Annotated in this window: 15 protein-coding genes; 9 read left to right on the forward strand and 6 right to left on the reverse strand. The window is 73.3% G+C overall.

Features of this window, described 5'->3' with window-relative positions; all coding sequences use genetic code 11:
• Positions 1-866, forward strand: an 866-nt coding sequence (locus ABZ154_RS10530) for an HAD-IC family P-type ATPase (RefSeq protein WP_356831015.1), incomplete at its 5' end; no start/stop codon positions are given.
• A gap of 18 nt (positions 867-884) precedes the next feature.
• Here the strand turns inward: ABZ154_RS10530 and ABZ154_RS10535 are convergent.
• The 4 genes from ABZ154_RS10535 to ABZ154_RS10550 form a co-directional block, all read right to left on the reverse strand.
• Positions 885-1,757: a biotin-dependent carboxyltransferase family protein gene (locus ABZ154_RS10535; RefSeq protein ID WP_356831017.1), complete on the reverse strand. Its 873-nt coding sequence runs from the start codon at positions 1,755-1,757 to the stop codon at positions 885-887.
• Positions 1,754-2,446, reverse strand: coding sequence for an allophanate hydrolase subunit 1 (locus ABZ154_RS10540; RefSeq protein ID WP_356831249.1), 693 nt, complete (start codon positions 2,444-2,446; stop codon positions 1,754-1,756). The genes ABZ154_RS10535 and ABZ154_RS10540 overlap by 4 nt, the downstream gene beginning before the upstream one ends.
• Positions 2,447-2,505: 59 nt before the next feature.
• On the reverse strand, positions 2,506-3,255 hold the full coding sequence (locus ABZ154_RS10545; RefSeq protein ID WP_356831251.1) for a 5-oxoprolinase subunit PxpA: 750 nt from the start codon (positions 3,253-3,255) through the stop codon (positions 2,506-2,508).
• 84 nt (positions 3,256-3,339) lie between these two features.
• Positions 3,340-4,065: a maleylpyruvate isomerase family mycothiol-dependent enzyme gene (locus ABZ154_RS10550; RefSeq protein WP_356831019.1), complete on the reverse strand. Its 726-nt coding sequence runs from the start codon at positions 4,063-4,065 to the stop codon at positions 3,340-3,342.
• A gap of 139 nt (positions 4,066-4,204) precedes the next feature.
• On the opposite strand from ABZ154_RS10550, the gene ABZ154_RS10555 reads away from it, so the two are divergent.
• The 4 genes from ABZ154_RS10555 to ABZ154_RS10570 all read left to right on the forward strand — a co-directional run bounded on the left by ABZ154_RS10555 (position 4,205) and on the right by ABZ154_RS10570 (position 8,427).
• The gene (locus tag ABZ154_RS10555) at positions 4,205-4,879 is read left to right on the forward strand and encodes a hypothetical protein (protein WP_356831021.1); all 675 of its coding nucleotides are present in this window, start codon (positions 4,205-4,207) and stop codon (positions 4,877-4,879) included.
• A gap of 86 nt (positions 4,880-4,965) precedes the next feature.
• Positions 4,966-5,424, forward strand: coding sequence for an NUDIX domain-containing protein (locus ABZ154_RS10560; RefSeq protein ID WP_356831253.1), 459 nt, complete (start codon positions 4,966-4,968; stop codon positions 5,422-5,424).
• A 357-nt stretch (positions 5,425-5,781) separates the two neighbouring features.
• Positions 5,782-7,044, forward strand: a complete 1,263-nt coding sequence (locus ABZ154_RS10565) for a PQQ-binding-like beta-propeller repeat protein (RefSeq protein ID WP_356831022.1) — start codon at positions 5,782-5,784, stop codon at positions 7,042-7,044.
• 93 nt (positions 7,045-7,137) lie between these two features.
• Positions 7,138-8,427: a Cmx/CmrA family chloramphenicol efflux MFS transporter gene (locus ABZ154_RS10570; RefSeq protein WP_356831255.1), complete on the forward strand. Its 1,290-nt coding sequence runs from the start codon at positions 7,138-7,140 to the stop codon at positions 8,425-8,427.
• A 214-nt stretch (positions 8,428-8,641) separates the two neighbouring features.
• Here ABZ154_RS10570 and ABZ154_RS10575 read toward each other — a convergent pair whose 3' ends face one another.
• Both ABZ154_RS10575 and ABZ154_RS10580 read right to left on the reverse strand, forming a co-directional pair.
• Complete coding sequence (locus ABZ154_RS10575; protein ID WP_356831024.1) at positions 8,642-8,911, reverse strand: DUF4031 domain-containing protein; 270 nt, start codon at positions 8,909-8,911, stop codon at positions 8,642-8,644.
• Positions 8,908-9,276, reverse strand: a complete 369-nt coding sequence (locus tag ABZ154_RS10580; RefSeq protein WP_356831026.1) for a hypothetical protein — start codon at positions 9,274-9,276, stop codon at positions 8,908-8,910. Before ABZ154_RS10580 ends, ABZ154_RS10575 begins: the two co-directional genes overlap by 4 nt.
• A 110-nt stretch (positions 9,277-9,386) precedes the next feature.
• Here ABZ154_RS10580 and ABZ154_RS10585 point away from each other — a divergent pair, with 110 nt between their 5' ends.
• The 4 genes from ABZ154_RS10585 to ABZ154_RS10600 all read left to right on the forward strand — a co-directional run bounded on the left by ABZ154_RS10585 (position 9,387) and on the right by ABZ154_RS10600 (position 13,763).
• Positions 9,387-10,304, forward strand: a complete 918-nt coding sequence (locus tag ABZ154_RS10585; protein ID WP_356831028.1) for a MurR/RpiR family transcriptional regulator — start codon at positions 9,387-9,389, stop codon at positions 10,302-10,304.
• A 74-nt stretch (positions 10,305-10,378) separates the two neighbouring features.
• Positions 10,379-11,350, forward strand: coding sequence for an N-acetylmuramic acid 6-phosphate etherase (gene murQ / locus ABZ154_RS10590; RefSeq protein WP_356831030.1), 972 nt, complete (start codon positions 10,379-10,381; stop codon positions 11,348-11,350).
• Positions 11,351-11,395: 45 nt separating this feature from the next.
• Positions 11,396-12,946 (forward strand): PTS transporter subunit EIIC, encoded by a 1,551-nt coding sequence (locus ABZ154_RS10595; RefSeq protein ID WP_356831032.1) that lies wholly within the window; start codon positions 11,396-11,398, stop codon positions 12,944-12,946.
• Between the two features lie 187 nt (positions 12,947-13,133).
• On the forward strand, positions 13,134-13,763 hold the full coding sequence (locus ABZ154_RS10600) for an NAD(P)-binding domain-containing protein (protein WP_356831033.1): 630 nt from the start codon (positions 13,134-13,136) through the stop codon (positions 13,761-13,763).
• Positions 13,764-13,770 lie beyond the last annotated feature (7 nt).

Here is a 13,770-nt window from a genome sequence, read left to right on the forward strand (position 1 = left end):
ACGACGTCCTGCGCCTCGCAGGAGCCCTGGAACACTCCTCCGAACACCCCATCGCCCAGGCCGTGGCAGCCGGCGCAACCGACCGCCTCGGCGGCACCGACCCCCTCCCCACCCCCGAAGACTTCGCCAACATCCCCGGACTCGGCGCCCAGGGCGTCGTCGACGGCCACACCGTCCTCGTCGGCCGGGAGCAGCTGCTGGCCGAGTGGGAGATCCGTCTGCCGGACGGGCTGGCCCGCGCCAAGGCCGGGGCCGAGCGTGCCGGGCGCACAGCGATCACGGTCGCGTGGGACGGCGAGGCGCGGGCGGTCCTGGAGGTCGCGGACGCGGTGAAGGAAACCAGCGCCGAGGCCATCGAGCGGCTGCGGGCCCTGGGGCTCACCCCGATCCTCCTCACCGGTGACAACCGGGCTGTCGCGGAGTCGGTGGCGGCCGAGGTCGGCATCGACGCCGAGCAGGTGTACGCGGAGGTCATGCCCGAGGACAAGGTGGACGTCGTCAAGCGCCTCCAGGCCGAGGGCCGGAGCGTCGCGATGGTCGGCGACGGGGTCAACGACGCCGCCGCCCTCGCCCAGGCCGATCTGGGCCTGGCCATGGGTACGGGGACGGATGCCGCGATCGAGGCCGGTGACCTCACCCTCGTACGGGGAGACCTGCGGACCGCCGCGGACGCCATCCGGCTCTCGCGCCGCACGCTCTCCACGATCCGGACGAACCTGTTCTGGGCCTTCGCCTACAACGTCGGCGCACTGCCTCTGGCCGCGGCGGGGCTGCTCAGCCCGATGATCGCCGGGGCCGCGATGGCGTTCTCGTCGGTGTTCGTGGTCGGCAACTCGCTGCGGTTGCGCGGCTTCAAGGGCGCGTGAGGGGACGTACGAGGCTCCTCACGCCCGTACGAACCGCACCCGCGTTCCCGGAACCGCCTGCGCCGCACCGGCGAGGGCGGTTTCCGGTACGACGCCGACGACCGGGTAGCCGCCGGTCGTCGGGTGGTCGTTGAGGAAGACGACGGGCCGGCCGTCCGGGGGCACCTGGACCGCCCCCAGCACCATGCCCTCGCTGGGCAGTTCGCCGTCGCGGGCCCGCTCCAGGGCGGGGCCTTCGGTGCGGAGTCCGATGCGGTTGCTGTGCGGGGAGACCCGGTACGCGGCGGTGGTGAGCGTGCGCAGGGCGGCGGCCGTGAACCACGCGTGGCGCGGGCCGAGGTGGAGGGGCAGCACCAGCTCGACGGGGGCGCCGGGCCAGGGGGCGGGGCCTTCGCCTCGCGGCGGCTCCCCGCCCGGCTCGCCCAGCGGCAGCGCGTCGCCCTCCGCCAGCGGGGCCGGGCCCAGGCCGGAGAGGAGGTCGGCCGAGCGGCTGCCCAGCACCGGTTCCGGCTCCAGGCCGCCCGCGAACGCCAGGTAGCCGCGCACTCCGCTGACCGCGGGCCCCACGTCCAGCACCGCGCCCGCCGGAACCCGTACGGGCGCGCCCCACGCCACGGGCCGCCCGTCGACGCTCACCCGGCTTCCGGCACCGCCGACGACGGCCACCACGGTCCGGTCGGGACGGACGGCGCACCCGGTGACGGTGGTCTCCAGGACGGCGGCGCCCGGCGGGTTGCCCAGGAGCCGGTTGGCCAGCCGGGCGGCGGGCGCGTCCAGGGCCCCGGCCCGCCCGACGCCGAGATGCGCCGAGCCGGGGCGGCCGGCGTCCTGGACGGTGGTGAGGGCGCCGGGGCGCACGACGTGGAGGAGCCCGTCCCGTACGAGGGTCATCCGCGCGACTCCGTACAGGACATGCGTACGGGTACGGGCTCCGAAGCCACGAACCGCACCCGGGTTCCCGGCCCCAGCAGCGCCGCCGGGTCCCTGCCCGGGTCCCACAGGGCCGCCGGGTCCACCATCCGCCCGATGAGCTGCCAGCCGCCGGGCGAGGGGCGCGGGTAGACCCCGGTGTACGGCCCGGCGAGGGCCAGCGCCCCGGCCGGAACCCTCGTACGCGGGGTCGCGCGCCGGGGCACGTGCAGCCGCTCGGGCAGCCCGGTCAGGTAGCCGAACCCGGGCGCGAACCCGCAGAAGGCCACCCGGAACGCGGTACGGGAGTGGAGTGCGGGCACCTCGTCGGCGCCGACGCCCCAGAGCGCGGCGACCTCCGCCAGGTCGGGGCCGTCGTACACGACGGGGATCTCGACCTCGTCGCGCACCTCGCCGCGCAGGCGCGGCAGGGTCCAGGAGACGAGATCGCGCGCAAGCCGGTCGCGGGCGGTGGGCACCCGGCCACCACCGCGCGGCCGGTCCTCGATGCCGTCGAGCAGAACGGTCCGGGCGCCGGGGACGATCTCGCGTACGCCGGGGAGTGCGCCCCGCTCGCGCCGGCGGAGGAGCTCGGCATGGAAGGCCTCGGCATGGTGACCGTCGGCCAGTTCGACGAGGAGGGCGTGCGGCCCGGCGGGCAGCACGCTCATCTCACGCACCTCGCTCACCTCACGCACCTCACGCACCTCCGTACCGTCGTCCCCCTGGCTCACGTGAACGCCTCCACCAGCACGCCCGCGTCCTCCAGCGCCGCCCGTACCCGGCGCGCGAGGGCCGCGGCGCCCGGGGTGTCGCCGTGGACGCAGAGCGAGCGCGCCTCGACGGGTATCCGGCTGCCGTCCGCCGCGGTGACCGCCCGGTCGAGCGCCATGCCGACACCGCGGCGTACGACGTCGTCGGCGTCGTGCACCACCGCCCCCGGTTCACCGCGGGGGACCAGGGTGCCCCGCGCGGTGTACGCCCGGTCGGCGAAGGCCTCCTCCACGGCGGGCAGCCCGGCGGCGGAGGCGTGGGCGAGCAGGTGGGAGCCGGGCAGCCCGAGGACGGCGAGGCCACCGCCCGCGAGCCGGACGCCCGCGACGACGGCGGCGGCCTGCTCCTCGTCGTGGACGGTCCGGTTGTAGAGGGCGCCGTGCGGTTTGACGTACGAGACGGTGGAGCCGGCCGCTTCGGCGAACACCCGCAGGGCGCCTATCTGGTAGGCGACCTCGGCGGCCAGTTCGTCGGGCGGCACGTCCATCGACCGCCGCCCGAACCCGGCCAGATCCCGGTAGGAGACCTGCGCCCCGATCCGTACGCCGCCCGCGGCGGCCGCATCGCAGACCCGCCGCATGACGGAGGCGTCACCCGCGTGGAAGCCGCACGCCACGTTGGCGCTGGTGACACAGGCGAGGAGCGCCGCGTCGTCGGTCAGGGTCCAGCGGCCGAAGCCCTCGCCCAGGTCCGCGTTCAGGTCCATCTTCACGAGCGCACGCTATTGACTGCGCTCCCGCGCGACAAGGGCCGGTCCGAGGGGCGGAAGGCCCGTGTGGTCGGACACCCCTCAGCCGTCCAGCTTCGGTGGCCGGTCGAAGAGGCGCAGGTCGCCCTCGCGTACGCCGTGGAGCTCGTACCGCGTGCCCACCAGCGGCCGGTTCGCGTACAGCCGGATCAGCGTGGGCCCGTCGCCGCGGTACCGGCCCGCCGACCGTCCTCCCGGCGACGGGACACCGAGCGGGCGCGGCGCCTTCCAGGCGGACAGATCCGTCCCCACCCCCGTCACTTCGGCGACGATCCGCGGCATCTCCTTCCCGTACGCCACGCCCTCCAGCAGGCCGAGGGCGTACGCCAGCCCGCGCCCGGCGTACGCCCCGTCGAGGCCCCACGCCTCGCGTACGTCCCCCGCGTGCACCCACTCGCCGAGCGCGACCCCGTCCAGCTTCCCGCCCGCGGCGGCGATCACCGGACCGGCCTCGGTCATCCCGTGCTCCAGCTCGTCGAGGAGGGCGGCCAGGGGCAGCTCCGCCCGCTCCTCGATGTCCCGCTCGTTGGACTCGGGCGAGAACACCCCCTCCTCCAGCCGGTCTTCGACCACCCTGGTCAGGGCGGCGGCGCAGTGCGCGAGGACATGGCGGACGGTCCAGCCGGGGCACGCGGTGCGCAGGGCGAAGGCGGCCTCGGGGGCGGCGCGCAGGAGCGGGACGAAGGCATCGCGCTCGGTGCGCAGGAGCAGGCCGGGGAGTTCGGGATCGCGTACGGGAGCGGCGGGAGTGGCGGCGGTGGTCGTCATGGATCCCAGCCAACCGCAGGCAGGTCGGCGGCCGGGGCGGGATGCCGGAATCCTTACGATCCTTGCGGGGATCGGCCTCTCATCCGTACGGGACTCAGCCCCGCGAATGCGTAGGGGACTCAGCCTCTAAGGTCGTCCCATGACGGACAGCCCGCGCCCCCGCGACACCCGTGCCCTGCCCGACCGGTGGCGGAACACGCTCCTCGCCGCCCGTTCGGGAGCGCCCGGTCCCGACCCGCTGCCGTACGCGGACAACCTCCTGGCCCGCTGGGACGAGCCGCAGCGGCGCTACCACACCACCGCCCACCTGACGGCGGTCCTGGACCGGATCGACACCCTCGCCGGGTACGCCGCCGATGCGCACGCGGTGCGGCTGGCCGCCTGGTTCCACGACGCGGTGTACCGGCCCGACCGTACGGAGAACGAGGAGCGCAGCGCCGCCCTCGCCGAGCGGGCGCTGCCCGAGGCGGGGGTGGGGGAGGCGGTGACGGCGGAGGTCGCGCGGCTGGTCAGGCTCACCGTGACGCACGACCCGGCCGAAGGGGACCGCAACGGCGAGGTGCTGTGCGACGCGGACCTGGCGATCCTGGCGGGCGGCCCGCAGGAGTACGCGGCCTACGCGGCGCAGGTGCGGGAGGAGTACGGGTTCGTCCCCGACGAGGCGTTCCGGGCGGGGCGGGCGGCGGTGCTGCGGCAGCTCCTCGCACTGCCGCGTCTGTTCCGTACGCCGCACGGGGCGACCGAGTGGGAGGCGCGGGCCCGGCACAACCTGGCGACGGAGCTGGAGCTGCTGGGGGCGCCGGGCCCGGGGTGACCGGCCTTCCCTGACAGGCGACTTCCCGGTCTCGATGTCAGCAGCCGCCAGGTTCGCGGTCAGCGGTCATGACGGACAATGCGGAGATGTCTCGGCCAAGAATCCGTGTCGCTGCGTACGTTGTCCGCCATCGCGCCGTCCCTGAACTACTGGTGTTCGACCATGTTGGCATGCCGGAAGCGGGCACCCAGGTCCCCGCGGGAGGGGTCAAGGCGGGTGAGGAGCTGGACGAAGCAGTCCTGCGGGAGGTCGCCGAGGAATCGGGTCTGCTGACAGCGCGGCTGGTGAGGCGGATTGCCGTGGAGGACAAGCCCCACCCCCACACCGGACAGCCACGACGAACCAGCTTCTTCTACCTCCGAGCCCCCGAAGACACCCCTGAGGCTTGGTACCACCGCGTCCACGGCAACGGTGACGATGCCGGCCTCACGTTCGGCTGCCGTTTCCTTCCCCTCCCCCTCAGACACCCCCTGGCCGACGATCAGGACGTCTGGTTGGACCGCCTCGACCCACGCTGGCTCACAGCCACCAGAAATCAGCTGTGACGCGCGCTGTGCCGAGCTGGCCCGGCATGTGCGCGGGAGTCGGGGGCGCTCACGTTGCTGCGGCACGGTGGTGCTTCTCACCGATGTCCGGAGCGATCGAGTCACGATTCCCCATGGGTGGTCCCTTCGTCGCGGGGCTCCGGGCGGCCGCGTTGCCCAAGCCCCTGCCTTTGCCCTTGCCCTGCCCTGCCCCGGCAATCGGCAATCGGCAATCGGCAATCGGCAATCGGCAAATGTTCCGGTTCCTTCACGGAGTTGTTCCGGTCATGCCCTGTACCGGCCGGTGGCACCTGATGGCGGCTAACGTCTGACATCGCAGTTGCACATACTCTGACTACTCCACAGGGGAACGGCACCATGTCCAAGGGATCCACGGAATACGGCACGACGGCCGGCAGGTCTTCACGGCGGCGAATGCTGCGACTGGCCGGGGCCGGCTTCACGATGGCGGCCCTTGGAGCCGGGCTGACCGGTTGCGAGGACGAGCCCGCGACCGGCGGCGCAGGCAGCACCCCGCCGCCGCGCACCGCCTCTCCCGAGGACGGCAAGGCCCCCGAGGACGGGCAGGCCCCCGCGCCCCTGTGGACGAGGACCACCTCCGCCGAGACCTACGGGAACAACGACGAACTCGTGGCCGTGGGCGGTGTGGTGATCGCGAGCGGTGACCCGCTGGCCGCTCTCGACGGTGCGACCGGCGCGGAGCGGTGGTCGCTGCCGGGCGGCGCGGTCCCCGGAGCCCCGCTGCTGCTCGACGACGGCGACGGCGGCAGCAACGGCACCCTGTACCTGGCCAGCGGCAAGTACGACGGCAGCGTCATCGGGTACACCCCGGCCTCCGGCAAGGAGACCTGGCGCAGCCACCTGGGCAAGGAGTACCGGCAGCCGAGGCCGGTCGCGGTGGACGGGACGCAGGTGTACGTCATCGCCGAGATCCTGGAGGCCGACGGCTCGTCCCGTACGAACGTCATCGCCGCGCTGAACAGCGGTACGGGCAAGCTCGTCTGGAAGGAGCAGCGCGACCTCGGCACCCAGCAGAACGGTGTCCACGCCGCTGTCCAGGGCCGCTACCTCGTCTACACCGACTTCAAGAAGAACCTCACCGTGCGCGACACCGCCACCGGCCGGCAGGTGTGGACGCAGAAGACCACGAAGACGAGCTACGGCCCCTTCGCCGTCCACCAGGACCTGGTGATCGTCCCGCAGGGGCAGAAGCTCCAGGCCTTCGCCCTGTCCGACGGGTCCGAGAAGTGGTCCGTGGAGGCCGAGCAGTTCACCACCTTCCGGGAGCCGACCGTCCTGGACGACGTGCTGTACATCGCGGACAGCGGCCGGACGCTGTGGGCTCTCGACCCGCGGACCGGAAAGAAGGTCTGGCAGTCCACGTCCCTCAAGGACGCGGGCGCGCAGGTGCCCCGGCAGTTCGTCAGGGTGGGCTCCACCCTCTACGGAGCCACCGACCTCGACAAGCAGGGCGGCATCCACGCCATCGACGCGAAGACCGGCGCCCTGCGCTGGACGTATAACGACAAGTCCGGGGACTACCACGCCTGGCTGGTGGCCACCGACGGCAAGAACGTGTTCGCCCTGCACGGCAAGAAGCTGCACGCCCTGCCCGCGTGACGGCTGTCCACCCCCCGGGAGCCGGGAATGCGGACACGTTCTCCGGTGTTGGGACGAGTCATGCCCGACTCCACCTCACGCCGCCGCACTCCCATGCCGCTGGCCGTATACATCCTCGGCCTCTCGGTCTTCGCTCTCGGCACCAGTGAGTTCATGCTGTCGGGTCTGCTGCCGCCGATCGCCGACGACATGAACGTCTCGATCCCGCAGGCCGGGCTTCTCATATCCGCCTTCGCGATCGGCATGGTGGTCGGCGCCCCGCTGCTCGCCGTGGCCACGCTGCGGCTGCCGCGCCGGACGACCCTGATCGCGCTGATCTCGGTCTTCGGCCTGGGGCAGGTGGCGGGCGCGCTGGCGCCGACGTACGAGGTGCTCTTCGCCTCCCGGGTGGTGAGCGCGCTCGCCTGCGCGGGTTTCTGGGCGGTCGGGGCGGCGGTGGCCATCGCGATGGTCCCGGTGAACCAGCGGGCCCGGGCGATGGCCGTGATGATCGGCGGGCTGTCGATCGCCAACGTGCTGGGCGTGCCCATGGGGGCCTTCCTCGGCGAGCACCTCGGCTGGCGTTCGGCGTTCTGGGCGGTGGGCGTGGCGTCGGCGGTGGCACTGGTGGGGGTCGTCACCCGCATCCCGTACATCCCGCTGCCGGAGAGGAAACCGCAGCTCCGGCAGGAGCTGGCGATCTACCGGGACCGGCAGGTCTGGCTGGCGATCGTGATCACCGCACTCGCGGCGGGCGGGGTGTTCTGCGCGTTCAGCTACCTGGCGCCGCTGCTGACGGACGTGGCGGGACTGGACTCGGGCTGGGTGCCGTGGATCCTCGGCCTGTTCGGGGTCGGCGCGCTGATCGGTACGACGATCGGCGGCCGGGTCGCGGACGCGCACCTCTTCGGGGTGCTGCTCAGCGGGATCACGGCGTCCACGGTGTTCCTGGCGGCGCTGGCCCTGTTCGCCTCCAGCCAGGTCGCGGTCGTCGCGCTGGCGTTCCTGCTGGGCCTGTCGGCGTTCTTCACGGCCCCCGCGCTCAACGCCCGGATGTTCAACGTGGCGGGGGCGGCCCCGACGCTGGCCGGTGCCACGACGACGGCCGCGTTCAACCTGGGCAACACGAGCGGCCCGTGGCTGGGCGGCACGGTGATCGACGCGGACTTCGGCTTCGCCTCCACGGCATGGGCCGGCGCGGCGATGACGCTCCTGGCCCTGGCGGCCGTGGCGGTGTCTCTGCATCTCCAGCGCGGCGGGGGCGGCGTCTCGCGTTCGCGGCTGATCGCGAAGAGCGTGGCCGGGGAGGAGCGGGCGGTGCGTCCGGGACGTACGGAACCGGGCGCCGGGACGGCGGCTGAATGCGCGGCGGGGGCACAGGGCTCCTCCCCCACCCAGCCCTGACCCCGGCGGAGAGCAGCGCGGGCCGGTTCTCAGTTCTCATGGGCACCCCGAGCCGCCGCCTGGGCGCGAGCCGGCCCAGGCGGTCCACGGCGTCGGCCACCCCCGAGCATCGTCCCCCTGAGCACCGTCGTCCCCCCCTGAGCACCGTCGTCCCCCCTGAGCACCGTCGGCCGCGCCTGAGCCGTCGCCCTCTTCTGAGCACCGTCGAACGCCCCTAAGCCGTCGCCCGCCCCTTGGGCCGCCGGAGCCCGGCATCCGTGAGGCGGCGCACCAGCTCCTTCGAGCCGATCTCCCGCGCCCCGGCCCGTACCGCGTCCGCGTAATACGCCTCCGGTACGTCGTAGTGGTCGCGTTCGAAGGCGCGCGGCGGGCAGCCGATCGCGGCGGCGAACGCGTGCAGCTCCTCGAACGACACGTCGCTGACCAGGTGCGACCAGAGGCGGCCGTGTCCGGGCCAGGTGGGCGGGTCGATGTAGAGGGTCACCGCCGCAGCACCTCGCCCAGCGCCCCCACCGGCGCGACGGCCACGGCCGCCTTGACGCACACCCAGTGCGGGTCGGGCCCGAGCTCCGGCTCGACGTCCAGCGCGTGCGGCTCGTCCTCGGCGCAGGCGGGGCACAGCGGCCACCGCCCGTACTTCTTCAGCAGGGCGTCCTGCACGTCCTGGGCGACCAGCCCGGCGACGAACTCCGCACCCTCGGGCCACTGCTCGACCCACCACCGGCGGTGCGTCACGGCGTCCTCGACGAGCGATACGACGTCGGCTTCGGCGACGTCGCCCGCGACGAGATCGGCCATGACCAGCGCGCGGGCGGTGTGCAGTGCCTGCTCCAGGGGGTTCAGCTCCATGCCCCCCATTGTGCGCCCGCGTGCGGATGAGTCGGGCGGTGCCAGAGGTAGGGACCACAGGGGGCCGAAGGGGGGTTGACGGACCCCTGGGATGAAAATATCTTTCAGAGGTGACCCAAGACGTGAAGGAAATTTTCAGCGGCGACTCCCCGCCCGCCCCCGCGGCCCTCGCCGCCAAGGTGCGGACGCTCGCGCCGTCCATGACCCGCTCCATGCAGCTGGTCGCCGAAGCCGTCGCGGGCGACCCGGCCGGGTGTGCCGCCCTCACCGTCACCGGTCTCGCCGAGCTCACCGGCACCAGTGAGGCGACCGTCGTCCGCACCGCCCGCCTCCTCGGCTACCCCGGCTACCGGGACCTGCGCCTCGCGCTGGCCGGGCTCGCCGCGCACCAGGAGTCCGGCCGGTCGCCCGCCGTCACGGCGGACATCGCGGTGGACGACCCGATCGCCGAGGTGGTCGCCAAGCTCGCCTTCGACGAGCAGCAGACCCTCGCGGACACCGCCGCCGGGCTGGACACCGTGCAGCTGGGCGCCGCCGTGGCCGCCGCGTCGACCGCCCGCCGCATCGACATCTACGGCGTCGGGGCCTCTTCCCTCGTCGGCCAGGACCTGGCGCAGAAGCTGCTCAGGATCGGCCTGATAGCCCACGCCCACACCGACCCGCACCTGGCGGTGACCAACGCCGTGCAGCTGCGCGCCGGTGACGTGGCCATAGCGATCACCCACTCGGGCTCGACCGGTGACGTCATCGAGCCGCTACGGGTCGCGTTCGACCGGGGAGCGACGACCGTGGCGATCACCGGGCGTCCCGACGGGCCGGTCTCGCAGTACGCGGACCACGTGCTCACCACGTCCACCGCGCGCGAGAGCGAGCTGCGTCCCGCCGCCATGTCGAGCCGCACGAGCCAGCTGCTCGTCGTGGACTGCCTGTTCATAGGCGTGGCCCAGCGGACGTACGAGACGGCCGCGCCCGCCCTCGCCGCCTCCTACGAAGCCCTGGCCCACCGCCACAGCCCGCGCGCCCGCTGATCACGCCCCGAGACGCACCCCCGCGCCACCCGTACGCGTACGAGAACGAGACCGAGAAAGCAGAGCCACCTGCCATGACCTCCACCACCGACGCGAACACCGACGCCTCCGGCGCCACCGACAGCTACGGCGAGCTCCGGGCCCAGCTGGCCGCGCTCACCACCGAGGCCTTCCGCCCCGAGTTGGCCGAGATCGACCGGCTGCCCACGGCGGAGATCGCGCGGATCATGAACGGCGAGGACGCCACCGTCCCCACCGCCGTCGCCGAGCGGCTGCCGCAGATCACCGCCGCGATCGACGCCGCCGCCGCGCGCATGGCCCGCGGCGGCCGGCTGATCTACGCGGGCGCGGGCACGGCGGGCCGCCTCGGAGTGCTGGACGCCAGCGAGTGCCCGCCCACCTTCAACACCGACCCCACCGAGGTCGTCGGCCTGATCGCGGGCGGCCCGTCCGCCATGGTGAAGGCCGTCGAGGGGGCCGAGGACAGCAAGGAGCTGGCCGGCGCCGACCTGGACGCGCTGAAGCTGACGGCGGACGACACGGTGGTCGGGATCTCCGCCTCCGGCCGCACGCCGTACGCGATCGGCGCGGTCGAGCACGCCCGCACGCAGGGCGCCCTGACCGTCGGCCTCTCCTGCAACGCGGGCTCGGCGCTCGCCGCCGCCGCCGAACACGGCCTGGAGATCGTCACCGGCCCCGAACTGCTCACCGGCTCGACCCGGCTGAAGGCGGGCACGGCGCAGAAGCTCGTCCTCAACATGATCTCGACGATCACGATGATCCGGCTCGGCAAGACGTACGGGAATCTCATGGTCGACGTCCGCGCTTCCAACGAGAAGCTCCGGGCCCGCTCCCGGCACATCGTCTCCCTCGCCACCGGCGCGTCCGACGCCGAGATCGAGGCCGCGCTCGCCGCCACCGACGGCGAGGTCAAGAACGCGATCCTGGTCGTCCTCGGCCAGGTCGACGGCCCCACCGCCGCCCGGCTCCTGACCGAGTCGGACGGGCACCTCCGCGCCGCCCTCGCGGCCGTACGCACCACCTGACCCCCCCGGGCCCCCCACGCCCCGCACAGCAAGGCACCGAGCACCATGGCCACAGAAGACAAGAACCGCGCCACCGCCGCCGCGATCCTCCCGCTCGTCGGCGGCGCCGCGAACGTCCGCTCCATCGCCCACTGCATGACCCGGCTCCGCCTCGGTCTGCACGACCGTTCCCTCGTCGACGACGAGGCGCTGAAGGCCCTGCCCGCCGTCATGGGCGTGGTCGAGGACGACACGTACCAGATCGTGCTCGGCCCGGGCACGGTCGCCCGGGTCACCCCGGAGTTCGAGCAGCTGGTGGAGGAGAGCCGCGAGGCCGCTCCCACGCCGGTCGCCGTCTCCGCCGAGGAGCTGGCGGCGCAGGGCGCAGCGATCAAGGCCCAGCAGAAGGCGAAGAACGCCACCCCCTTCAAGCTGTTCCTGCGCCGGATCGCCAACATCTTCGTACCGCTGATCCCGGCCCTCATCGGCTGCGGCATCATCGCGGGCCTCAACGGGCTGCTGGTCAACCTGGGGTGGCTGCCCGCCGTGACGCCCGCGCTGGCGGCGATGGCGTCCGGTTTCATGGCGCTGATCGCGGTGTTCGTGGGCTACAACACGGCGAAGGAGTTCGGCGGTACGCCGATCCTGGGCGGCGCGGTCGCGGCGATCATCGTCTTCCCGGGCGTCGCGAACATCGACGCCTTCGGCCAGACCCTCTCGCCCGGCCAGGGCGGTGTGCTCGGCGCGCTGGGTGCGGCGGTGCTGGCGGTGTACGTGGAGAAGTGGTGCCGCCGGTGGGTGCCGGAGGCGCTGGACGTCCTGGTCACCCCGACCCTGACGGTGCTGATCTCCGGCCTGGTGACCATCTTCGGCCTGATGTACGTGGCGGGCGAGGTGTCCTCGGCGATCGGCACGTTCGCGGACTGGCTGCTCTCCAACGGCGGCGCGGGCGCGGGCTTCGTACTCGGCGGCCTGTTCCTGCCCCTGGTGATGCTGGGCCTGCACCAGGCACTGATCCCCATCCACACCACCCTCATCGAGCAGCAGGGCTTCACGGTCCTGCTCCCGATCCTGGCGATGGCGGGCGCCGGCCAGGTCGGCGCGGCCATGGCCGTCTACTTCCGCCTCCCCCGCAACGAGTCGATCCGCCGCACCATCAAGTCCGCGCTCCCCGCGGGCCTGCTGGGCGTCGGCGAACCCCTGATCTACGGCGTCTCGCTCCCCCTCGGCCGCCCCTTCATCACGGCGTGCGTGGGCGGGGCGTTCGGCGGCGGCGTCGTCGGCCTGTTCAACCAGCTCGGCGACACGGTCGGCTCGACCGCCATCGGCCCCTCCGGCTGGGCCCTGTTCCCGCTCCTGGACGGCAACCACGCACTGGGCTCGACGATCGCGATCTACGGGGCCGGCCTGCTGGTCGGCTACGTGGCGGGCTTCCTGGCCACGTATTTCTTCGGCTTCAGCAAGGACCTGCTGACCGAGTTCAACGTCTCCCAGGACCCGGCCCCGTCGACGGTCGCGGCGGCGGGCGGCCCGCACCCGGCCCCGGACGCGGACCGGACGGGCGGTCCCGGCTCCCCGGACCCCGGCTCCCCGGAGAAGGCACCGGCGAGGGTCTGACGGCCGGGGGGCGGGACAGCGTCAAGCTGAAAGGCGCAGCTCACTCGACCAGGACGTACACACGGGGGGAGCAGGGGGGGCCGCCCACCGCCCGTCGGCCCGGCCACCGGGACTACGCCTCAGGTCCCGTCCCACCCCCGACTCCCGCCCGATACGCCCCGCCGCCCCCGCTGGCTAGCGTCGCCCCATGCGAATAGGACTGCTCGGCACCGGAAATGTCGCCCGCGCCCTGGCCCACGGCTGGCGCACCGCAGGACACGACGTCCTCCTCGGCTCACGCCACCCGAAGGAGCGCACCGACCTCGGTCTCCCCGTCGCGGGCCTGGACGAGACGGCCGCACACGCGGAGGTGCTCGTCAACGCCACGCCGGGCGGTGTCTCCGTGGAGCTGCTGCACTCCATCGGCGCCCCGGCGCTGGCCGGGACCCTGCTGATCGACGTCGGGGTCGGCCTCTCCGACGACTTCACCCAGCTCACCCATCCCAACAGCAGCCTGGGCGAGGTGATCCAGGGGGCCTTCCCCCTGACCCCCGTCGTCAAGACGCTCTGCACGATGGACTCCACCACCATGACCGCCCCGGGTGATCTGACCGAACCGGGCGCGGTCTTCCTCTCCGGCGACGACGCCGGGGCCAAGCGGACCACCGGACAGCTGCTCACGGACCTCGGCTGGCCGGCCTCCTCCCAGCTGGACATCGGCGGCATCACCACCGCACGCGGCCAGGAGCACTTCGCCTTCCTCTTCATGGGGATCGCCGGCGGAGTGGGGTCGCACACCTTCAACATCAAGGTGGTGACGCGGCCGGACGCCCCCTGAGCCAGGA

It is taken from the genome of Streptomyces sp. NPDC006261 (assembly GCF_040613515.1).
Lineage (GTDB): Bacteria > Actinomycetota > Actinomycetes > Streptomycetales > Streptomycetaceae > Streptomyces.